Annotated in this window: 18 protein-coding genes; 6 read left to right on the top strand and 12 right to left on the bottom strand. The window is 72.0% G+C overall.

Translation table 11 applies throughout. The features are described from left to right. Positions 1-13 precede the first annotated feature (13 nt). On the bottom strand, positions 14-772 hold the full coding sequence (locus OG959_RS20910) for a MerR family transcriptional regulator (RefSeq protein WP_326660598.1): 759 nt from the start codon (positions 770-772) through the stop codon (positions 14-16). Positions 773-908: 136 nt separating this feature from the next. Between OG959_RS20910 and OG959_RS20905 the strand changes: the two genes are divergently transcribed. Together OG959_RS20905 and OG959_RS20900 are read left to right on the top strand one after the other, a co-directional pair. Continuing rightward, complete coding sequence (locus OG959_RS20905; protein ID WP_326660597.1) at positions 909-2,195, top strand: ion channel protein; 1,287 nt, start codon at positions 909-911, stop codon at positions 2,193-2,195. 150 nt (positions 2,196-2,345) lie between these two features. Beyond that, complete coding sequence (locus OG959_RS20900) at positions 2,346-3,770, top strand: glutamate decarboxylase (RefSeq protein WP_326666511.1); 1,425 nt, start codon at positions 2,346-2,348, stop codon at positions 3,768-3,770. Between the two features lie 70 nt (positions 3,771-3,840). Here OG959_RS20900 and OG959_RS20895 read toward each other — a convergent pair whose 3' ends face one another. From OG959_RS20895 to OG959_RS20875, 5 genes are all read right to left on the bottom strand, one after another. After that, the gene (locus OG959_RS20895; RefSeq protein WP_326660596.1) at positions 3,841-4,626 is read right to left on the bottom strand and encodes an ABC transporter permease; all 786 of its coding nucleotides are present in this window, start codon (positions 4,624-4,626) and stop codon (positions 3,841-3,843) included. Then, entirely contained in the window at positions 4,623-5,573 is a 951-nt protein-coding gene (locus OG959_RS20890; RefSeq protein ID WP_326660594.1) for an ATP-binding cassette domain-containing protein, read from the bottom strand. The genes OG959_RS20895 and OG959_RS20890 overlap by 4 nt, the downstream gene beginning before the upstream one ends. 74 nt (positions 5,574-5,647) lie before the next feature. Next, positions 5,648-6,289 (bottom strand): PadR family transcriptional regulator, encoded by a 642-nt coding sequence (locus OG959_RS20885; RefSeq protein ID WP_326660592.1) that lies wholly within the window; start codon positions 6,287-6,289, stop codon positions 5,648-5,650. 72 nt (positions 6,290-6,361) lie between these two features. Beyond that, on the bottom strand, positions 6,362-7,819 hold the full coding sequence (locus OG959_RS20880; RefSeq protein WP_326660590.1) for an aldehyde dehydrogenase family protein: 1,458 nt from the start codon (positions 7,817-7,819) through the stop codon (positions 6,362-6,364). 54 nt (positions 7,820-7,873) lie between these two features. After that, the gene (locus OG959_RS20875) at positions 7,874-8,755 is read right to left on the bottom strand and encodes a helix-turn-helix domain-containing protein (RefSeq protein WP_326660588.1); all 882 of its coding nucleotides are present in this window, start codon (positions 8,753-8,755) and stop codon (positions 7,874-7,876) included. Between the two features lie 332 nt (positions 8,756-9,087). On the opposite strand from OG959_RS20875, the gene OG959_RS20870 reads away from it, so the two are divergent. Continuing rightward, positions 9,088-9,588 carry an ATP-binding protein gene (locus tag OG959_RS20870; RefSeq protein WP_326660586.1) on the top strand — a complete coding sequence of 167 codons (501 nt, stop codon included), beginning with the start codon at positions 9,088-9,090 and terminating at the stop codon, positions 9,586-9,588. Between the two features lie 78 nt (positions 9,589-9,666). Here OG959_RS20870 and OG959_RS20865 read toward each other — a convergent pair whose 3' ends face one another. Then, positions 9,667-9,909: a DUF397 domain-containing protein gene (locus OG959_RS20865; protein ID WP_250969074.1), complete on the bottom strand. Its 243-nt coding sequence runs from the start codon at positions 9,907-9,909 to the stop codon at positions 9,667-9,669. A gap of 251 nt (positions 9,910-10,160) precedes the next feature. Between OG959_RS20865 and OG959_RS20860 the strand changes: the two genes are divergently transcribed. Next, positions 10,161-10,652: a hypothetical protein gene (locus tag OG959_RS20860; RefSeq protein WP_326660582.1), complete on the top strand. Its 492-nt coding sequence runs from the start codon at positions 10,161-10,163 to the stop codon at positions 10,650-10,652. Between the two features lie 32 nt (positions 10,653-10,684). Here the strand turns inward: OG959_RS20860 and OG959_RS20855 are convergent, their stop codons facing one another. The 3 genes from OG959_RS20855 to OG959_RS20845 form a co-directional block, all read right to left on the bottom strand. Then, entirely contained in the window at positions 10,685-12,835 is a 2,151-nt protein-coding gene (locus OG959_RS20855; RefSeq protein ID WP_326660580.1) for an FUSC family protein, read from the bottom strand. Positions 12,836-12,938: 103 nt separating this feature from the next. After that, the gene (locus tag OG959_RS20850) at positions 12,939-14,114 is read right to left on the bottom strand and encodes a DUF2786 domain-containing protein (RefSeq protein WP_326660578.1); all 1,176 of its coding nucleotides are present in this window, start codon (positions 14,112-14,114) and stop codon (positions 12,939-12,941) included. An 84-nt stretch (positions 14,115-14,198) separates the two neighbouring features. Beyond that, positions 14,199-15,110 carry an NADP-dependent oxidoreductase gene (locus OG959_RS20845; protein WP_326660577.1) on the bottom strand — a complete coding sequence of 304 codons (912 nt, stop codon included), beginning with the start codon at positions 15,108-15,110 and terminating at the stop codon, positions 14,199-14,201. 146 nt (positions 15,111-15,256) lie between these two features. Here OG959_RS20845 and OG959_RS20840 point away from each other — a divergent pair, with 146 nt between their 5' ends. After that, positions 15,257-16,966 (top strand): bifunctional 3'-5' exonuclease/DNA polymerase, encoded by a 1,710-nt coding sequence (locus OG959_RS20840; protein WP_326660576.1) that lies wholly within the window; start codon positions 15,257-15,259, stop codon positions 16,964-16,966. A 206-nt stretch (positions 16,967-17,172) separates the two neighbouring features. Here OG959_RS20840 and OG959_RS20835 read toward each other — a convergent pair whose 3' ends face one another. After that, positions 17,173-18,021, bottom strand: a complete 849-nt coding sequence (locus tag OG959_RS20835; protein ID WP_326666510.1) for a carbohydrate-binding protein — start codon at positions 18,019-18,021, stop codon at positions 17,173-17,175. A gap of 164 nt (positions 18,022-18,185) precedes the next feature. Further along, on the bottom strand, positions 18,186-19,541 hold the full coding sequence (locus tag OG959_RS20830) for an alpha-lytic protease prodomain-containing protein (protein WP_326660575.1): 1,356 nt from the start codon (positions 19,539-19,541) through the stop codon (positions 18,186-18,188). A gap of 197 nt (positions 19,542-19,738) precedes the next feature. Between OG959_RS20830 and OG959_RS20825 the strand changes: the two genes are divergently transcribed. After that, positions 19,739-20,419, top strand: a complete 681-nt coding sequence (locus tag OG959_RS20825) for a phosphotransferase (RefSeq protein ID WP_326660573.1) — start codon at positions 19,739-19,741, stop codon at positions 20,417-20,419. Positions 20,420-20,435: the final 16 nt, after the last annotated feature.

Here is a 20,435-nt window from a genome sequence, read left to right as displayed (position 1 = left end):
CGCGCGGCCCCGGCTATTCCTGGCGCTCCGCGTTGGCGTTGATCGCGTCGCGCAGGTGCTCGGCCAGCCCCGGCCGCATCGAGTCGTAGAACGCCTTGAACTGCGGATCGGCGACATACATCTCGCCCAGTCCCCGGTGGATCTCCGTCGTGCAGTCGTAGAACCAGGTCGTGATGTGGAGCCGGTGCTCCTCGGCGAGGTCCATCGCGCGCTCACCGGTGGCCGGCTCGCCGTCCTCCATGAGCGCGTCGTAGCGCTCGCCCCAGGAGGCGACCTCGGCCTTCATCCGCTGCCAGTCCTCCTTGGTGTAGCGGGCGGCCCGGCGCTGCGACTCGGCGTAGGTGTCGCTGCCGCCCCAGCGGCGCTCGGCCTCCTCCGCATAGCGCTCCGGGTCCTTGTCGCCGAAGACCTCGAACTTCTCCTCGGGCGTGAGGTTGATGCCCATCTTCCGTGCCTCCATGGCTGTCTCGACGGCCGTGGCCATCCGCTGCAGTTCGGCGATCCGGTGCGACAGCAGCGCGTGCTGGCGGCGCAGATGCTCCTGCGGGTCCGCGTCCGGGTCGTCGAGCAGTGCGGCGATCTCGTCGAGCGGGAAGCCGAGCTCCCGGTAGAACAGGACCTGCTGCAGCCGGTCGAGGTCGGCGTCGTTGTAACGCCGGTGGCCCGCGTGACTGCGCCCGCTGGGCGAAAGCAGTCCGATGCCGTCGTAGTGGTGCAGCGTGCGCACCGTGACCCCGGCATACCCGGCGACCTGTCCCACGGAGTGCTCCATGGCTCCCCGCTCCTTCCGTGTGGTCGGTACGTGTCCGAGCCTCGGCCCTGACGTGACGTGAGGTGCAAGCCCGAAATACCGCAGACGCTGACCCATTTGAGGGGTTATAGGTCTTTTGCGTCGCTATGGTGAGCCGATGGCCATCGAATCCGCCGCCGGTTCCCCCGCCTCCACCGAACCGGCCCCCGCGCGCCGCCTGCTGATGCTCATCGTGCCCGCGCTGGCCGTCGGCGTGGTCTCGGCCCTCGTCCTGCTCGGCGTCAGCCTGCTCGCGGAGCAGTTGCAGGACGTTCTGTGGGAGACGCTGCCCGACGCCCTGTCGATCGGCCGGTACTCCTCGCTGTGGATGATCGTGATGCTCACCGCGATCGGCCTGGTGACCGGGCTGACCATCCGGACGGTGCCGGGCCACGCCGGACCCGACCCGGCGACCACGGGGCTGGTCGACCCGCCCCTGCCGCCGGCCGTCCTGCCGGGACTGCTGATCGTGACGGTGCTGGCCCTGGCGGGCGGGGTCAGCCTGGGTCCGGAGAACCCGATCACCGCCGCCAACATCGCGCTGGCCTGCTGGGCGGGCCGCCGGTTCGCGCCGAGCGCCCCGGCCGAGCTGTGGCTCGCGCTCGCCGCCGCGGGCACCATCGGCGCGCTGTTCGGCACCCCGGTCGCCGCCGCGCTGATCCTCACCGAGACGCTCGCCACCACCCCGGGCAAGGGCGCCCTCTGGGACCGCCTCTTCGGCCCGCTCGCGGCCGGCGCCGCAGGAGCGCTCACCATGACACTGGCCGCTCACCCCAGCTTCGACCTGTCGCTGCCCGCGTACACCGGAGCCCACTGGGGCGACCTGCTCTCCGCCGTCGTGATCGCCTGCGCGGGCGCGGCGCTCGGGCTGGCCGCGGTGTACGCCTTCCCCTATGTGCACCGCGCCTTCCGCGCCCTGCGCCACCCGGTCCTGGCCATGACGGCGGGCGGGCTGCTGCTCGGCCTGCTCGGGGCGCTGGGCGGCCACCTCACCCTGTTCAAGGGGCTGGACGAGGTGAAGGTGCTGGCCGCCGATCCGGACGGCTGGTCGGCGGGCGGTTTCGGGGGCATGGCGGTGGTGAAGACCGCGGCCCTGCTGGTCGCGGCCGCCTGCGGCTTCCGGGGCGGCCGGATCTTCCCGGCGGTGTTCTGCGGCGTCGCGCTCGGCCTGTGCGCGCACGCCCTGGTCGACGGGGTGCCGGTGACCCTCGCGGTGACGTGCGGGGTGCTCGGCATCCTGCTCGCCATCACCCGGCAGGGCTGGCTCAGCCTGTTCACCGCGGCCGTCCTGGCCTCCGACATGACCCTGCTCCCCCTGCTCTGCGTCGCCACCCTGCCGGCCTGGCTGCTGGTCACCGGGCGGCCGCTGATGCAACTGCGTGCGGACGGTACGCCGCTGCGCTGAGAACGCGGCGCGGTGCCGTGACACGCCCTGCGACCGGGCGGGCGTCCGTCCGGCGCGCCGGACGCCACCGTCATCCGTATCGTCAGACATTGTCCGTTTCGCCGGATTCATTCCGTCATGCCGGCGACAGCCGAGAAGGGCAGGTCTGCGATGGCTCTCCACAAGGGCTCCGCACACAGCACCGAACCGTCCGACGCGCGACGCCGGCTCGCGCTCAACCCGTTCTTCGGGGAGGCCGACCCGACCGCCGGGATGGCTTCCGCCCCGCCCCGGCACAAGCTGCCGGACGGACCGCTGCCGCCTGCCACCGCCTACGGCCTCGTCCACGACGAGCTGATGCTCGACGGCAACTCACGGCTCAACCTCGCCACCTTCGTCACCACCTGGATGGAACCCCAGGCCGGTGTGCTGATGAGCGAGTGCCGCGACAAGAACATGATCGACAAGGACGAGTACCCGCGCACCGCCGAACTGGAACGGCGCTGCGTGGCGATGCTCGCCGACCTCTGGAACGCCCCCGACCCCGCCACGGCCGTCGGCTGTTCGACGACCGGGTCCAGCGAGGCCTGCATGCTGGCCGCCATGGCGCTCAAACGCCGCTGGGCGGCCAGGAACGCCGACCGCTATCCGGCGACCGCCCGGCCCAACCTGGTCATGGGCGTCAACGTGCAGGTCTGCTGGGACAAGTTCTGCACGTTCTGGGAGGTCGAGCCGCGCCTCGTCCCGATGGAGGGCGACCGCTTCCACCTCGACCCGCAGGCCGCCGCCGACCTCTGCGACGAGAACACCATCGGGGTCGTCGGCATCCTCGGCTCCACCTTCGACGGCAGCTACGAACCCATCGCCGAACTCTGCGCCGCCCTCGACGCCCTCCAGGAGCGGACCGGCCTCGACATCCCCGTCCACGTCGACGGGGCGTCCGGCGCGATGGTGGCGCCGTTCCTGGACGAGGACCTGGTGTGGGACTTCCGCCTCCCCCGGGTCTCCTCGATCAACACCTCCGGGCACAAGTACGGCCTGGTCTACCCGGGCGTCGGCTGGGCCCTGTGGCGCTCGCCCGCCGAACTGCCCGAGGAACTCGTCTTCCGGGTCAACTACCTCGGCGGCGACATGCCCACCTTCGCGCTGAACTTCTCCCGGCCGGGCGCCCAGGTCGTGGCGCAGTACTACACCTTCCTGCGGCTGGGCCGGGAGGGCTACCGGGCCGTACAGCAGGCGTCGCGGGACGTGGCGATGGGACTGGCGAAGAAGATCGAGGAGCTGGGCGACTTCCGCCTGCTCACCCTGGGCGACCAACTGCCCGTCTTCGCGCTGACGACCAAGCCGGAGGTGACGGCGTACGACGTCTTCGACGTGTCGCGCCGGCTCCGTGAACGCGGCTGGCTGGTGCCCGCGTACACCTTCCCGGCCAACCGCGAGGACCTCTCCGTGCTCCGGATCGTGTGCCGCAACGGGTTCTCGTCCGACCTGGCGGAGCTGCTGCTGGAGGACCTGCGGCTGCTGCTGCCGGAGCTGCGCAGCCAGGACCACCCGCTGAGCGCCGAGCACGGCCCGGCGACGTCGTTCCACCACTGAGCGACTGTCACCGGCATGCTCCGGCCCCCGCCCGTGAACGCCGGGCGGGGGCCGGAGCCGTACGCGGCCGTCAGTGGCTGAGCCGCGCGAACCGCCGTACCGCCAGCGGGAAGAACACCGCCAGCAGCGCCAACGGCCACACGACCGCCAGCAGTCCGGCATGGTCGGCGGCCCAGGAGCCCCCGCCCCCGCCCGGGTTGCCGAACAGATCGCGTACCGCCGTGGCCGTCGCCGACATCGGGTTCCATTCGACGACCGCGCCCAGCCATCCCGGCATCGACTCCGGCACCGCGAAGACGTTGGACAGGAAGCCGACCGGCCAGACCAGGATCTGCACCGCCTGCACCATCTCCGGCCGCCCCGCCACCAGCGCCAGCAGGATGCCGAGCCACAGCATCGCGAACCGCAGCAGCAGGAGCAGCCCCAGGGCCCCCAGGGCCGCGAGCGGCCCGTGGTGCCAGCGCCAGCCGATCGCGTACCCCACCCCGGTCATGACGGCCAGCGCGGCCACCGACTGGAGCATGTCCGCGACGGCCCGCCCGACCAGCACCGCGCCGGAGGCCATCGGCATCGAGCGGAACCGGTCGACGACGCCCTTGTTGAGGTCCTGGGTGACCGCCAGCATCGTCGACTCCAGGCCGAAGGCCATGGTGAGGGCGAGCATGCCGGGCACCAGGTACTCGGTGGTGTCACCGTCGACCCCCCGGCCGCCGCCGACCAGGTAGTTGAACATCAGCAGCAGCATCACCGGGAAGACCAGCCCCACGACGACCTGCACCGGCTGCCGCGCCCAGTGCGCCAGTTCGCGCCGGGTCATGGTCCAGGAATCGACTGCCGCCCAGCCCGCCGTACTCATACCGCCACCTCCACGTCGTCCTGCCTGCTCCCTGTCAGGGACAGGAACACCTCGTCCAGCGTGGGCCGGCGCACCGCGATGTCCTCCGCCTCGATGCCCGCCTCCTCCAGGGCCCGTACGGTCCGCGAGAGCGTCGCCATCCGGTCCCCCGCGGGTGCGCCGATCAGGCGCCGGTCCGGGTCCGTCACTGTTCCGCCCGCGAGCAGGGCGGCCGCCCGTTCCAGTTGCGCGCCGTCGCGGACGACGACGTCGATCCGGTCGCCGCCCACCCGGGCCTTCAGTTCGTCGGCCGTGCCCTCGGCGGCGACGCGCCCGCCGTCGATCAGCGAGATCCGGTCCGCGAGCTGGTCGGCCTCCTCCAGGTACTGGGTGGTCAGCAGTACGGTCGTGCCACCCCCCACCAGGGCCCGCACCGCCGCCCACACCTCGGCCCGGCCGCGCGGGTCGAGTCCGGTCGTCGGCTCGTCGAGGAAGAGCACCTCGGGGTCCGTGATCAGCGAGGCGGCCAGGTCGAGCCGCCGCCGCATGCCGCCGCTGTACTCCGCGACCGCCTTGCGGCCGGTGTCCGCGAGACCGAACCGGTCCAGCAGTTCGTCCGCCCTGGCTCCCGCCCGGCGTGCGCCCAGGTGGTACAGCCGCCCGAACATCTCCAGGTTCTGCCGCCCGCCGAGCTGCTCGTCCACCGCCGCGTTCTGGCCGAGCAGCCCGATCCGGCGCCGGACCTCGCCCGGCCGCTGCCGCACATCGTGACCCGCCACCTCGACGCGGCCCTCGTCGTACCGCAACAGCGTCGACAGGATGCGGACCGCCGTGGTCTTCCCCGCCCCGTTGGGACCGAGCACCGCGTGCACGGTGGAGCGGGCGACCGTGAGATCGAGGCCGTCCAGCGCATGCTTCGTGCCGTAGCGCTTGTGCGCTCCTTCGACGACGATCGCGTCGTCGGACATCGCCACACCCCCCATTAGTCAAACTTGACTAGAACGGGAAAGGTAGCGGACCGTCCGGCATTCGTCAAACTTGATTAGTGAGTGTCCCCCGGATCGGCGACCCCGGTCGCGTACGGGTTCGTCTCGCCCTCGGCCAGCACGCCGACGAACGGATCACCCTCACCCGCGAAGGTGTACGCCCCGCCCTCGATGCGCTCGATCAGCCCCCGGGTCCATTCGGCGCCCGAGTCCGCCGAGTGCACCCACATGTTCATGATCTCGCCGATGTGCCCGATCGACTCGGGCCCCTCCTCGGGCGTGTAGTACTCGGTGACCGAGGTCCGCCACCGGGCGAGGCCCGCCACCCGCTCCTTGAGCAGGGCCACCGCCTCGGCCCGTTCCAGGTCGACGATCCCGCCCAGCCCGGCCGACAGCACGTCCAGCTTCTGGTCGTACGAGGTCAGCGCCGCGCGCAGCAGCGTGAAGTACTCCTCGTCGCCCTGCTCGGTGATCTCGTACTCGGTGCGCGGCGGGCCGCCCACCGTGCTCGGTGCGACCTCGTGGGCGAGCAGCACGCCCTGCTTCGCCATCTGCTTCAGTGCGTGGTAGATCGACCCCGGCTTGGCGTTGGACCACTCGTGCGCGCCCCAGTACTCCAGGTCGTTGCGGATCTGATAGCCGTGTGCCCGGCCGTGCTGCCGCACGGCGCAGAGGACCAACAACCGGATCGCTGACATCCCACCCACCTCTCTACTCAACTTTGACGAGAGTATCGGTGCGGTGATCGGGAACGGGGCAGGGCTCCGGGGTCAGAGCGGGAAGTGGCTCCGGCCGTGCTGGATCGATATCCACTTCTGGGTCGTGAAGGCCTCGACCGTCGCCTCGCCGTTCAGCCGTCCGTTCCCGGAGTTCTTCTCGCCGCCGAAGGCGACCAGCGGATCGTCCTGGACGGTGGCGTCGTTGACGTGGAACATGCCGCTGTCGATCCGCTGGGCGAAGCGCACTCCGCGTTCGGCGTCGGCGGTGTGCACGGCGCCGCTGAGGCCGTAGGGGCTGTCGTCGGCGATCCGTACGGCCTCCTCCTCGCCGTCGAACTCGAACAGCAGCGCCACCGGGCCGAAGATCTCCTGGGAGAGCAGCGGCGAGCCCTCCGGGAGCCCGGTGAGCACGGTGGGCTCGACGAGGTTGCCGCGGGTGCGGCCCCGGACCGGCGCCGTGGCTCCGTCCGCGAGCGCCTGGTCGACGAGGGCGGTCAGCGCGTCGGCCTGGAAGGTGTTGATGACCGGGCCGATCTGCGTCTCCGGGTCGCGCGGGTCGCCGGCCCGGAGCGCGGCAACCCGGGCGACGAACTTCTCGGTGAACTCGGGGGCGACGGCGCGGTCCACCAGGATCCGGTTGGCCGCCATGCAGACCTGGCCCTGGTAGACGAAGCGGCTGAAGACGGCGGAGTCGACGGCGTAGTCGATGTCCGCGTCGTCGAGCACCACCAGGGCGCTGTTGCCGCTGAGCTCGAGAATGGTGCGCTTGAAGAGCGCGCCCGCCGTCGCGGCGACGTGACGGCCCACGCGGTCCGACCCGGCGAACGAGATCACCTTGGGGACGGGGTGCTCGATGAACGCGTCGCCTATCTCGGCTATGTCGGTGACGACGACGTTGAGCAGCCCGGCGGGCAGCCCGGCCCGCTCGAAGATCCGGGCGATCAGCCCGCCGCCGGTCACCGGCGCGTTCTGGTTGGGCTTGATGACGACCGCGTTGCCGAGCGCCAGGGCCGGTGCGACGGACTTCATCGTCACCAGGAAGGGGAAGTTGAAGGGGCTGATGACGCCGATGACGCCGACGGGGAGCCGGTAGAGGCGGTTCTCCTTGCCGTCCACCGGGGAGGGCAGGATCCGGCCCTCGGGATGCAGCGCCTGATGGGCCGCCTCGCGCAGGAAGTCCTGGGCGGCGCTCAGCTCGTACAGCGCCTTCGCCCGGGTGCCGCCCAGTTCGTCGATGACCGCGTCGACGATGTCGTCGGCCAGCTCCTCGGTGATCCGCACGGCCCGCTCCAGAACGCCCCGGCGTTCGTACGGACTTGTGGCGGCCCACTCCCGCTGGGCGCGCTCGGCGGCGCGGTAGGCGGCATCGACCTCGTCCGCGGTGGCGACGGTGATGGCGGCGAGCTTCTCCCCGTTGTAGGGATTGAAATCGATGATGTCCCACGAGCCGGTGCCGGTGCGCCATTCACCGTCGATGTACTGGGCAGCCAGCTCGTGGAAGAAGGACATGCGATCCCTTACTGCAGGTGCAGACTCCTGTCGGTACCTCATGGTACTGAAATATCAGGAGAGTTGGAGAAGACCACGGAGCAGATCCCGGCTCTCCTCCGGCCCCGGGCTCTCGTGGTGGAGCCGGACCATCGCCTTTTCGTACTGGGCGACTTCTTCGGCCTTGTCCAGATAGAGCGCACTTGTCAGCTGCTCCAAATAGACAATGTCCGACAGATCGGATTCCGGGAATCGCAGCATCGTAAAGGAACCGCTCTCACCCGCGTGCCCGCCGAAACTGAAAGGCATCACCTGAAGCGTGATGTTCGGCCGTTCCGACATTTCGATCAGATGGCGCAATTGGGTGCGCATCACTTCCCGCCCGCCGTACGGGCGGCGCAGCGCGGCCTCGTCCAGTACGGCGTGGAAGCGGGGCGCCCGTTCGGACACGAGAGCCTTCTGGCGCTCCAGCCGGAGCGCGACGCGGCGGTCGATCTCGGCGGCGGGAGCGCCTCGCATGCCCCGCGAGACGACCGCGTGCGCATAGTCCTCGGTCTGCAACAGGCCGTGAACGAACTGGACTTCATAGATCCGGATGAGCGAGGCGGCGCCTTCCAGGCCGATGTACGTCTGGAACCAGCCGGGCAGCACATCCCCGTAACTGTGCCACCAGCCCGCCACGTTGGCCTCACGCGCCAGGCCGAGCAGGGAGTCGCGCTCCGCCTCGTCCGTGACTCCGTAGAGCGTGAGCAGGTCCTCGACGTCCCTGGCCTTGAAGCTCACCCGTCCCAACTCCATGCGGCTGATCTTCGATTCGGAAGCCCGGATGGAGTAGCCGGCCGCCTCACGCGTGATGCCGCGTGAGTCCCGCAGCCGCCTCAGCTGCGAGCCCAGCAGGATGCGCCGCACCACGGATCCACTCGACTCGCCTGCCGCCACCGGTCCAACCCTCCCCATCGCTTCCTGGGCATCGGGGTCCCCCCGAACCCCAAGAGCCGGATTCTGCCATCAAAACGCTTCAGCCCGTACTCATTCGATTACGGAAATGAGAAGACTTCCCGAAGGTCCCGAAACTGCACACAGGAAGAAATGAGCAAGAACCGGCACGGTATCGGACAGGTCAGGCGCGTGCACGTGCATCTGCCCTTGCATCTGCCCTGCGCATTCGGAACCATGGGCCTCGCGCACCTGCGTGCTCGTTCGTGTTGTGCCGCTGTAGCCGCGTACCCGCAGTACCGATACAGCCGCGATTCTCGGGAGTGCCTCGCATGGGGACGAATGGATCGACGATGCTCGAGCCGTTACGGCAGGGGCTTCCCCCCATCGACCCCTCCGCCGTCTCCGGATCAGCCACCTGCGCCCTGCCCGCTCGCTACGAAGCCGTCGGCGGGGCCCGGCAGTTCACCCGGGCGACCCTGAGCGGCTGGGGTTTGAACGAGCGCTTCGACGACGTCGCCCTGGTCGTGTCCGAGCTGGTCACCAACGCCCTGCGGCACGCCCTGCCCACCGACGGACCGCGCGAGCCCCAGGACCCGCCGGTCCGCCTGCACCTGATGCGCTGGACCTCGCGGCTGGTGTGCGCGGTGCGCGATCCCAGCCAGGCGAGCCCCGTCGCGTCCGAGGCGGAGGACTCCGCCGAGTCGGGCCGCGGGCTCTTCCTGGTGGACTCCTTCAGCGACTGCTGGGGCTGGCACCCTTCACCCGTACTGGCGACCGGGAGCACCGTCACCGGGACGGCGCCGCGCGGAAAGGTCGTCTGGGCACTCTTCCGGCTGTCCGAACGGGCCTGACGCCGCAACAGGTACGACGCACGGGCGAAAGTGCGGCGCGCAGAGGGCGTTCAGACCTCCGCCGCACAGAAAGCGCTCTCACGCCTCCGCTATGAGGTGGTCGAACTCGCCGTCCTTCACGCCGAGCAGCAGAGCCTCTATCTCCGCGGGCGTATAGACCAGCGCCGGACCGTCGGGGTGGCGCGAATTACGCATCGCCACATCGCCGTCGGGCAGCTTCGCGAACTCCACGCAGGATCCCTGGGAGTTGCTGTGCCTGCTCTTCTGCCAGACGACTCCGCGAAGCTCTGTGGCCGCCATGCCGTTGTACACGTGGTGCACAGGACGCTCCCCGAGTTGCAAAGTGCAAGTGTCAACTGTCTCGGATCATAGCTGTGTTCAATTTCTGATGCATGAGCGGATGCATCGGCAGATGCACGTGCACGCGGGGTGTTCCCCCGGTTACAGCTCTCCGCAGAAGAAAGACGAACGAGAGAGCTGTTCCGCTCCCGATTCAGGGAGTTGACCGCTCCGCCCCGATGGTGACCGGCTGGTAGCTTGGACGGTCATTCGTCTACCAGGGGGAATTCAGCATGCACAAACGCGTACGTACCGGCGCCGTCCTCGCCACCGGACTGCTGACCGTTCTCGCGCTGACCGGGTGCAGCAGCGACAGCGACAAGGAGAGCGCGGACAGGAGTTCCGGCTCCACCGCCACCCCCGCACCCGCCGGCAGCGCCGGCGACGACGCCACCTCCGGAACCGACGACGCCACCGGCGGCCTCAAGGCGCTGGAGGGCGCCTGGGCCGGGCAGACCGACGGCAAGGCCGTGGTGCTGTCCGTCGCATCCGGGAAGGCCGTGGTCGTCGCCGACTCCCATGTGTGCTCGGGGACCGCCAAGGACATGGGCAAGCCGATGCTGGCGCTGACGTGCGCCGACGGCGACACCGACCGGACCATGGGAGCCATCGAGTCCAACGACGGCAAGACCGTCGTCGTCTCGTGGGACGGCGGCACCAAGGACACGCTCGCCAAGACCGACGCCGACTCGCTGGAGGGCCTGCCCGACCTGCCGACCCCCTGACCCCGGGCGCCGGCCCGGGTCCTGACGGCCACTCAGTCACGGGAGGCGGCGCGGGAACTCGACGAGCCGCTCTCCAGGCCCTCGGAGAACTCCTCCAGGGCTTCGAGCAGGAGGTCGGCCCCGTTCCGCACCACCGGGTCCGCTCCTCCTTCGCGCAGCCGCTCCTCCTCGTCCCACTGGGCCAGCGCCTCCCGCACCGCCGTCCAGTCCGGTACCCGCCGCTCCCGTACCGCCTTGGCCCCCTGTTCGGTGGCCCGGCGCAGCGCGTCGGCGAGCGGAGCGGCCGCCGGTACGGGAGTGGCGCCGCCTTCCGGGAGATGCGCCTCCATCAGCATCGCGACGCGGCCGAGCTGGGCCAGCGCGTGCTGGGTGTCGTCGGCCGCCGTGTGCGAGAGGCCGCGGTGGCGCACCGGTTCGTGCTGGGCGGTGGCCACCGCCTCCTGCCAGGCGACGCGGGCGTTCCGGGTGGCGAGCAGGGCCTGGCGGACGTCGTCATGGCCGCGGTCGGCCGGATCCGCATACTGGTCGACGACCGAGGCGGCATACCGGCCGTCCTCCTTCAGCCAGTCGCCGAGCCGGCCGCGCAGCCGCGGGGTCTCCCATGCCGGGTAGACGGCGTACGAGATCATCGCCAGGACACCGCCGAGAAGCGTCAGCAGGACCCGTTCGAGCACGGTCTGCGAGAGGTCGTCGCCCGCCATGCCGAGCAGGAAGACCACGTACGCGGCGACGCAGGCCTGGCCGACGGCGTAGCCGGTGCGCATCAGCAGGTACATCAGCAGGGCGCAGACCACGGCGAGCACGGCGGAGAGCCCGGCGCGGGGGTGGGCCGCCTGGACGATGACGCTGGCGACGAAGACCCCCACGACGGTGCCGCCGAAGCGCGCCACGGACCGTTCGTACGTCCGGGAGAACTCAGGCCGCATCACCATGACGGCCGCCATCGGCACCCAGTAGCCGTGGCCGTACGGCAGGACCAGACCCAGCAGGTAGCCGGCCGTGGCGACGACGGAGATCCGGATCGCGTGCCGCAGGATCGGGGAGCCGTGGTGCAGCTCGCGGCGCATCGACGCGATCACGACCGGGATCAGCCGCAGCAGGGTCGGCCGCCGGTGGTGCTCGGCGGGGAGCCGGCCGCCCCGACCGGCCTCGATGGCGTCGGCGGCCTCCGCGGCCCCGGCCCGCTCCTCCCTCGTACCGTCGCCCTCGGCGGCCTCGATGACGTCGGAGAGCAGGGCGGCCAGCCGGTCGGCGGCGCGGAGCGGGGGGCCGGTGAGCAGCGCGCCGGTGTCGGGGGTCTTCAGCGCGGCGACGGCGGGGGCGGGCAGGCGTACCGGGTCGCCGTGGCGGATGGCCCGCGCGGCCGCGTCGAGCAGGGAGGCGGCGGCGGCCAGGAGCTCGCGGACCCGGTCGCGTTCGGGTCCCTCGGACGGGACGCCCATCGCCGGGTCCGCGAGCGAGGCGAGGACGGGCCTGATCCGCTCGGCGGCGCCGCGCGAGCCGTGCAGTTCGGCGGGGCGGCGCCGGGCCTGGCGGGCGGTGACGGCGGCGGCTCTGCGGGCTTCCATCAGGGGGACCGGGTCGAAGTGGGCGACCGGGTCGTGGCGCAGCCTGCGGGCGTAGTCGGCCTCGGCGGCCAGCGCGTCGGCCAGGGCGTCGCGCTGGGCACCCCATCTGCGGACCGGGAACATCACGATGAGCGCCGCCTGGACCACCCCGCCGAAGGTGATCATCAGGGCGTGCAGGGCCGCCTCGGCGACGGAGGTGGGCAGTGTGACCGTCACCAGCATGATCGCGACGTTGGACGCGGCGATGATGCCGCCCGTCGGGCCCGCCGCCCAGGCCAGCCCGGCCAGGAAGGTCCAGAGCACCAGCAGGACCATGAAGAGCGGGAGATGGGAGCCGGTGACGTAGCCGAGGAACGTCGACATGCCGAGGCTGAAGCCGGAGACCAGGGCGAGTACCGGCCGGGGCCGCCAGCTGCGCTGGAAGGTGGCGATCGCCGCCTGGTAGGCGCCGAACGCGGAGCTGGCGGCGACCACCGGTCCGAAGAGCGCGAGGCTCACCCCGATCACCAGGGCGAGACCCGCCGCGCCGCGGATGGCGATCAGCGGTTCGAGACGCGTCCTCTCGATCGTCAGCCCCGAGCGGGCGGTCTCCTTCAGCGCCCGGAGCCAGCTCATGCCCAGAGCCTAACCGGATTTCCCGATATGCCCGAGTTGTCGGGTCTCGATTCCGGTACGCGGACTGCTGCACGGGGAGGCGCCACCGGGGGCGGGGCCGTCCTCAGCCGGAGATCTCCGGCTCGATCCCGCCCATCCGGGCCCGGTCCGCCGCCGCCGTCCCGTGGGTCCACCCGTCCAGGTCCGTGGCGCCGCGGACCCGGGTGGTCGTGGTCTCGGGGAACATCTTCTCGGCGGCGCCGGTGACCGCCACGTCCCGTGCGGCCAGCACCGGCAGCAGCCCGGCCCCGGAGGCCGGCGCACCGGGGACCGCACCCTCGGCTTCGGCCTCGGCGGTGGCGCGGGCGGTGCCGTCGGCCAGCCGGGCACCCAGCCGCTGCGCGTAGGCCATCAGGAAGGACTGCCGGAAGGTCTTGGTCCGTTTGCGGCCGCCGGCTCGCTGCCCCGCTTCGGCCCGCGTCATCGCCGCCGTGCCCTGCACCAGCAGCGAGGTGTGGAGCAGTTCCACGGCCTCCAGGTCCGGCTCGAAGCCGACCACCGTCGAGAAGCCGAGGTCGCTGTTCCACACGGCCCGGCAGCGGTTCGCCGAGGCGACGGCGTCGAGCAGGATCGCCTTGGCCGTCTCGTACGGGGCGTCCACCCCGATCCGGCAGGCACCGGGCACGCTGCCGCTGTGCGTACGGGCCGCCAGCAGGGCCTCGTCGATGCTGTGCCGGGCCATCAGCTCCTGCGCCTTCGTCGTGAGCGCCTCCGCCTCCTCGGGAAAGCCCGTCGCCTCGGCCTTGGCCAGCAGGGCCCGGATCCGGGTCAGCATGCGCGGTTCGTCGTGCGCGGGCGGCAGGTGCAAGGCGTCGCGCAACGCGCCGGGCGGCGGCCCGACGGGTTCGATCGCGGGCAGCCGCAGCAGCAGCCGGTGGAGCGCGAGGAGTGCGGAGGCGTACGAGAAACGGTCCGGCCGCCCCGCCGGCGGCGGGGCGGGCAGCTCGTCCAGCTGGGCCCGCCAGCGGGGCGGGAGCACCTCGTAGCGCCGGACCTCCGAGCGGATCAGCCCGGCGGCAAGGCCGGCCGCGTGCTCGTCCAGTTCGCGGCGGACCAGGCGCACGAGGTCGGCCGGCAGCCAGCCGCGGTCCCAGGCGCGCCGGACGAACTCCTCGCCCCGGCGCAGCAGCTCCGCGTCGGAGGCCGGGTCGGCGGCGAGGAGGGATGCGCCGGTGTCGAGGCCGGAGTCGTCGTCCGAGTACAGGGCAGCCGCGAAGGCCTGGTCGATCACCGGTTCCATGAGGTCAGGGTAGGCATGGCGGGCTCACCGGAATTCATCCACACCCTGTGGACAACTTTGGCCGAGCGCCCTGCCCGCCCTCCCTCACGGCAGCAGCACGACCTTTCCGCGTACGTGCCCCGCCTCGCTCAGCTCCTGCGCCCTGACCGCCTCGTCGAGCGGGAACGTCTTGGCGACGGGCACCCTCAGCTCGCCGTCGGCCGCGCGGCGGGCGTGCTCGGCCAGCTGCTTCCCGGACCGCGAGCCACCGCCGGAGAACGCGACGCCGTGCTTGCCCGCGTCCGGGTCGGCGATGGTGACGATCCGGTCCGTGGTGCCGCCACGCAGCTCGATGGAGTCCGGCAGCGCGCCGCGCCCCGCCGCGTCGAAGACCGCGTCCACACCCTGGGGAGCGAGTGCGCGCACCCGGCCGATCAGCCCGTCCCCGTACTCCACCGGGGTCGCACCGAGCACCCGCAGGTAGTCGTGGTTGCCCGGCGACGCCGTGCCGATCACCGTCGCGCCGCGGGCCGCCGCCAGCTGGACCGCGGCCGATCCGACGGCTCCGGCGGCCCCGTGCAGCAACAGGGTCTCCCCCGCTTCCACGCCGAGTTCGTCCAGGACGCGCTGGGCGGTGTTCGTCGCGATGGTCAGGGCGGCCGCGTCCGGCCAGCTCAGCTCGGGAGGCTTGGGGGCGACGAGAGCGGCGTCGGCCAGGGCGTACTCGGCATAGGAACCGGTGGCGCTCCAGCCCAGCACCTCGTCGCCCACCGCGACGTCGGTGACCCCTTCACCGGTCACGTCGACCACCCCGGCGAACTCGACACCGGGGATCGCCGGGAGCGAGGTCGGGAACACGTCCTCCATCCAGCCCCGCCGGATCTTGTAGTCCATCGGGTTGACCGCCGCGGCCCTGACCTTCACCCGCACCTGCCCGGGACCGGGATGCGGGTCCTCGACCCGGGCGGGGTGCAGTACCTCGGGTCCGCCGAACTCCTCGAAAACGATCGCTTCCATCGTGTCGCCTGCCTCCTCGTCGCAACGGATCCGGACCGGGACGTGTCCCGAAAAGTCCCGCCTGCCCGGGCCCGGCCCATCCTTCCAGCGTCCCCGCCCGCGCGCGCTCCGCCTCGCTGTCAGTGCCGGGTGCCAGACTCGAATCCATGACCGAACGCTGGGCTGTGGCCGTCACGGAGAGCGGTGGCGCGTGCCTCGCCCCGCTGGACCGCACCGGCCGTCCCACCGCCCCGGCCGTCACCGAACCGGACCTCGCCGAGGCCGTCCGCTCGCGGCCAGGTGTCACCCGCTGGGTGTGGCGTTCGTCGGCCGAGGTCTACCCGAAGCTGCTGGCCGCCGGGGTCCCGGTCGCGCGCTGTTACGACATCGAGGTCGCCGAGTCCCTGCTGCTGGGCCACGAGGGCCGGCTCGGCGAACCCCGCTCCGCCGCCGCCGCCCACGCCCGTCTGCTGCGCGGCCCGGTGCCGCCCGATCCGCCGCCGCGCTCCGCCGTGCCGGGCTCCCAGTCCTCCCTGTTCGAGCCGCGGTCGGGGACCGGGCTGCCCTTCGACGCCCTGCTCCAGGTGTACGCGGACCAGCTCGCCCGGCACGACGCCACGGACCGGCCGGGCCGGATGAGTCTGCTGACGGCCGCCGAGTCCGCCGGCACGCTGGTCGCCGCCGAGATGAACCGCTCGGGCCTGCCCTGGCGGGCCGACGTCCACCGCGAGGTGCTGCACGAGCTCCTGGGCGAGAGGTACGCGGGCGGCGGCGAGCCCCGGAAGCTGGCCGAGCTCGCGGACGAGGTGTCCGCCGCGTTCGGCCGCAGGGTCCGCCCGAACCTGCCCGCCGATGTGGTGAAGGCCTTCGCGCAGGCAGGCATCAAGGTGCGGTCGACCCGCCGCTGGGAGCTGGAGGAGCTTGACCATCCGGCGGTACGGCCGCTCGTCCAGTACAAGAAGCTGTACCGGATCTGGACGGCCCACGGCTGGAGCTGGCTCCAGGACTGGGTCCGCGACGGCCGCTTCCGCCCCGAGTACCAGCCCGGTGGCACGGTCAGCGGCCGCTGGACGACCAACGGCGGCGGGGCGCTGCAGATCCCGAAGGTGATCCGGCGGGCCGTGGTGGCCGACGAGGGCTGGCGCCTCGTCGTCGCGGACGCCGACCAGATGGAGCCGAGGGTGCTGGCCGCCATCTCCCGCGACCGGGGCCTGATGGAAGTGGCCGGTCATGACGGCGACCTGTACACCGCGCTGTCCGACCGCGCCTTCCACGGCGACCGCGACCACGCCAAGATCGCGCTGCTCGGCGCGGTCTACGGCCAGACGTCGGGAGACGGGCTGAAGAACCTGGCCGCCCTGCGCCGGAGGTTCCCGCACGCGGTCGCCTATGTGGACGACGCGGCCAAGGCGGGCGAGGAGGGCCGGCTCGTACGGACCTGGCTGGGCCGGACCAGCCCGCCCGCCGCGGGCAGCGGGGACGACGGGGAGGCCGGCATGCCGCAGGAGGGCGACGACCCGCCGCCGGACGGTTCGGAGGCGGCGGACGGCGGATTCACTCCTGGCTACGCCTCCTCCAACGCCCGTGCGCGGGGCCGCTTCACGCGCAACTTCGTGGTGCAGGGCAGTGCGGCCGACTGGGCACTGCTGCTCCTGGCCGCGCTGCGGCAGTCGATCGCGGCGGCCGGGCTCCGGGCGGAGCTGGTCTTCTTCCAGCACGACGAGGTGATCGTGCACTGCCCTCAGGAGGAGGCCGAGACCGTGGTGGAGGCGATCCGGGCGGCCGGTGAACTGGCCGGGCGGACCGCCTTCGGTGACACGCCGGTCCGCTTCCCGTTCACCACGGCGGTGGTGGAACGGTATTCGGACGCGAAGTGAACCGGCCCGCAGCGGGGTTCGCGCGGGACCAGGGGGCCTTTCGTCCGGATCATCCCGGCCCCCGCGAGCCCGGCATGATCCGGACGAGAGGCCCCGGGGAAGCGGCCCGGGCCGGAAGGCTCCGGCCCGGGCCTGGCGCGCCGCACCCCCCGGGAAGAGGCCCGGGGCGTGCGCGCGCGGCGGTGGTACCCCGCCGGTCTGCCCGTCTACCCGCGCTCCCACAACGCGGGGACGTTCGACGGCTCCCAGCCGGTCAGGGCGGTGTGAGCCTGCAGACAGCGGTAGGTGACCCCGCCGTACGTGACGCGGTCGCCCGCGTTGTAGAGCGTCCCGGCCCTCCAGCTGCCGCCCGGACCGGTCGGCGGGTCCGTCGGGTCGGTCGGCGGATCGGTCGGGTCCTGGGCGACGTCGAGGACGAAGTCGAAGGTCCCCTCCTTGCCGGAGCCCACGGACCGGACGTTCATCAGGAGCGCCGGGTCGTACAGGGCGTCGGTGCTGTTGCGCGGTTCGCCCGGGAAGTACAGCTGGGTCGTGAGGATGCCCGAGCCGGGCGCCCGGGCCTTCACATGGATGTGCCGGGTGCGGCCGGGATACAGCCCCGCCACGATCGTCGTGAGCGTGAACGCGCCGGCCTGGTCGGTGAACTGGTGGCCGCGGAAGGCGTATCCGCTCATGTCGTACGCACCGTTGGTGTCGGCCTGCCAGAAGTCCAGCAGCACGCCGGGGACGGGCCGGCACTCACGGCCGAAGACATAGCCGCTGACCGTCAGCGGAACGCCGGGGGTTCCGGCGGTCACCAGGCTTTTGCGCAGCGGGGAGTTGGGCTTGAAGTACGGGCCCTCCATCTGGTCGTGCGTGGGCTCGTCGCCGTCGTCGCAGTCCGGCGTCGGGGCGAGCCGCACTCCGGCGGCACCGGCGTCGCGCGCCAGCGCGACCCCGCCCCCGGCGAGCAGCGGGACGGCGGTGGCGACCAGGGCCGCCTTGAGGAGGGTCTTGCGGCTGATGGGCCGGTCACCGGCGGAGCCGCCGGACGGGCCGGGTGCCGGATCGGGCATCGGGTCGGGGGTCAGGTCGGGGGTCATGGCTGATTCCTCGGGGTGGTGGGGGAGGGCACGTGCGGGGCGGGGCGGGGACCCGAGTTCAGGGCTCGGGCCCCCGCCCCCCGTTCCTCTGTCGCCGGAGGGGTTCGGCCGGGCAGGCGGGACTTTCGGAACACGCCCTACAGGGCCTGCCAGAGCGCGGGGACGTTCGGGGGTGTCCAGCCGGGCTGCGCCTGGTGTCCCTGGAGGCAGCGGTAACTGGCGGAGCCGTACGTCACGACGGCACCGGCCGCGTAGGTCGTACCGGCGGCCCAGCTGCCGCCCGGGTTGGTCGGCGGGTCCGTCGGGTCGGGCGGATCGGTCGGGGTGCCGCTGGTGACCAGGGTGAGTCCGTAGGCCTGGAGCGCCGGGTTCACGGGCTGGAAGTACGTCGTACCGCCCTGGGAGCAGTTGCCGCTCCCGCCCGAGGTGACGCCCTGGGCCTGGCTGCCGGAGATGAACGAGCCGCCGGAGTCGCCCGGTTCGGCGCAGACATTGGTGCGGGTCACGCCGGAGATGGTGCCCTCCGGATAGGTGACGCTGGTGTTGCGCTGCTGAATCGTGCCGCAGTGCCAACCGGTCGTCGAACCCGAGCGGCAGACCGACGCGCCCACCAGTGCGTCGGTGGAACCGGTGACCGTCACATCGCCGTTGCCGTAACCGTTCACCGTCGGACGCGGCGTCCAGTTGGCGTTCGTGGCGACCCAGGCGTAGTCACGGCCGGGGAAGGTGGATCCCTGGAAGGAGCCCTGGGCCTGCTGGTTGTAGCCGCTGGTGCTGACGCCGGGCGTTCCGCAGTGCCCGGCGCTGACGAAGCCGCTCTGGGTGCCGCGCTTGACGGGGAAGCCGATGGAGCAGCGCCCGGAGCCGTTCATGTAGTACGCGTCACCGCCGCGCAGATCCGCGAACGTGCGCGGCTGTTCGGCACTCCGAGTGATCGTCACCAGATCGCGCGCGACACCGGCCGCGGCGAGGAAGGTGTCGGCGGCGGTGGCCCGGCCGGCCTGGACGACGACACGGTTGGTGCGCACGTCGACGTACCAGACGGGCACGTCCTTCGGCGCCTTGCGCAGCGCCACCCGGTCCAGGGCGGCCTTGGCGGAGTCGAGTTCGGCCAGGCTGTGGTCGACGACGACGGCCCGGGCGCCGGCCTCGGCGATCCGGCCGGTGTCCGCGGCATCGGTCGTGGCGACGGTCAGCTCCGCCGCATCACCGCTCACCCGGGCACCGGCGAATCCGGTGCCGAGCGACCGCCGCAGGCCGGCGGCCACGGCGGCCGCACGGGACTCGTTTCCGATCCGTTCCGTCGCCTGGTCGGCGGTGAGTCCCAGGTCGCGCCGCATGGCCTTCAGCAGACCGGGCGAGAGCTGGTCCGTCGCGGCCGGCGACAGGCGGGGGAAAGGGTCGGCGGACGCGGTGCCGGTCAGCCCGGCCAGCCCGAGCGCGCCGACGGCCACGGTGGCGGTACACGCGGCCAGTGCACGTCTGCGGAGCATGGATCTCTCCACGGAACTCTCCTTGACTTCGGGGGAATTGCCGTCAACGTAGCCGCGTACACGTCATCTTCAGGAGATCCCGTCCGCCCCATCGCATCGCGTTATGGGGCAGTTCCGAGGCCGTCCCGACCGGCCCCGATACGGGGACACGCGCGAACGATCTCCCCGTGGGCGCCCGTCACGAGTAGGTTCCCCCCATGCGAATAGGCCAATTGCTGGGCAGCGGACGCGACGCCGACGTATACGAACTGGATGAGGCGTGGGTCCTGCGCCGCTACCGCTACGGGCTGGACGCCACCCCCGAACTGCCCGTCATGTCCTACCTCTCGGCCTCGGGCTACCCGGTCCCCCGGCTCGGCCCGCAGCCTCCGTCGGCCGGTCCCGGCGATCTGGTCCTGCAGCGGCTGACCGGTCCGACGATGCTGGAGTCCCTCCTCAGCGGCGGCATCGACGCCGCCGAGGGCTCCGCCCTGCTCGCCCGGCTGCTCGCCGAACTGCACACCGTCCCGGCCCGGCTCTCACCGGATCCCGAGGACCGGATCCTCCACCTCGACCTGCACCCGGACAACGTGATGCTGACGGCCGACGGCCCGGTGGTGATCGACTGGAGCAACGCCGAGGAGGGCCCGCCGGCCCTGGACCGGGCCATGTCGGCGCTGATCCTCGCCCAGGTGGCGGTCGATCCGGGCAGCCCGGCGGCGGACGGCGGGCGGGAACTGCTGACCGCCCTGATGCCGCATCTCATCGCGGACGGCGGTATCCCGGCCCGCCATCTCGCCGACGCGGCGGCCCGCCGGGACGCCAACCCGACGATGAGCCCGGCCGAACGGGACCTCATCGGCGAGGCGGCGGCCCTGGTCGGCACGCTCTCCCGCTGAGGCCCCGTCCGGCCGG

Origin of the sequence: Streptomyces sp. NBC_00385 (assembly GCF_035917155.1) — a bacterium.
GTDB lineage: Bacteria > Actinomycetota > Actinomycetes > Streptomycetales > Streptomycetaceae > Streptomyces > Streptomyces poriferorum.
The sequence above is the reverse complement of the archived record's forward strand: the minus strand, read 5'-3'. Positions and strand labels throughout refer to the sequence as shown.

What these genes read in the sequence shown, in the direction of transcription:
- OG959_RS20840 (WP_326660576.1), top strand. Translation starts at nt 15,257, where the DNA reads ATGACCGAACGCTGGGCTGTGGCCGTCACGGAGAGCGGTGGCGCGTGC.
- OG959_RS20880 (WP_326660590.1), bottom strand. Translation starts at nt 7,819, where the DNA reads ATGTCCTTCTTCCACGAGCTGGCTGCCCAGTACATCGACGGTGAATGG.
- OG959_RS20860 (WP_326660582.1), top strand. Translation starts at nt 10,161, where the DNA reads ATGCACAAACGCGTACGTACCGGCGCCGTCCTCGCCACCGGACTGCTG.
- OG959_RS20900 (WP_326666511.1), top strand. Translation starts at nt 2,346, where the DNA reads ATGGCTCTCCACAAGGGCTCCGCACACAGCACCGAACCGTCCGACGCG.
- OG959_RS20870 (WP_326660586.1), top strand. Translation starts at nt 9,088, where the DNA reads ATGCTCGAGCCGTTACGGCAGGGGCTTCCCCCCATCGACCCCTCCGCC.
- OG959_RS20895 (WP_326660596.1), bottom strand. Translation starts at nt 4,626, where the DNA reads ATGAGTACGGCGGGCTGGGCGGCAGTCGATTCCTGGACCATGACCCGG.
- OG959_RS20835 (WP_326666510.1), bottom strand. Translation starts at nt 18,021, where the DNA reads ATGCCCGATCCGGCACCCGGCCCGTCCGGCGGCTCCGCCGGTGACCGG.
- OG959_RS20850 (WP_326660578.1), bottom strand. Translation starts at nt 14,114, where the DNA reads ATGGAACCGGTGATCGACCAGGCCTTCGCGGCTGCCCTGTACTCGGAC.
- OG959_RS20825 (WP_326660573.1), top strand. Translation starts at nt 19,739, where the DNA reads ATGCGAATAGGCCAATTGCTGGGCAGCGGACGCGACGCCGACGTATAC.
- OG959_RS20910 (WP_326660598.1), bottom strand. Translation starts at nt 772, where the DNA reads ATGGAGCACTCCGTGGGACAGGTCGCCGGGTATGCCGGGGTCACGGTG.
- OG959_RS20890 (WP_326660594.1), bottom strand. Translation starts at nt 5,573, where the DNA reads ATGTCCGACGACGCGATCGTCGTCGAAGGAGCGCACAAGCGCTACGGC.
- OG959_RS20830 (WP_326660575.1), bottom strand. Translation starts at nt 19,541, where the DNA reads ATGCTCCGCAGACGTGCACTGGCCGCGTGTACCGCCACCGTGGCCGTC.
- OG959_RS20845 (WP_326660577.1), bottom strand. Translation starts at nt 15,110, where the DNA reads ATGGAAGCGATCGTTTTCGAGGAGTTCGGCGGACCCGAGGTACTGCAC.
- OG959_RS20905 (WP_326660597.1), top strand. Translation starts at nt 909, where the DNA reads ATGGCCATCGAATCCGCCGCCGGTTCCCCCGCCTCCACCGAACCGGCC.
- OG959_RS20855 (WP_326660580.1), bottom strand. Translation starts at nt 12,835, where the DNA reads ATGAGCTGGCTCCGGGCGCTGAAGGAGACCGCCCGCTCGGGGCTGACG.
- OG959_RS20885 (WP_326660592.1), bottom strand. Translation starts at nt 6,289, where the DNA reads ATGTCAGCGATCCGGTTGTTGGTCCTCTGCGCCGTGCGGCAGCACGGC.
- OG959_RS20875 (WP_326660588.1), bottom strand. Translation starts at nt 8,755, where the DNA reads ATGGGGAGGGTTGGACCGGTGGCGGCAGGCGAGTCGAGTGGATCCGTG.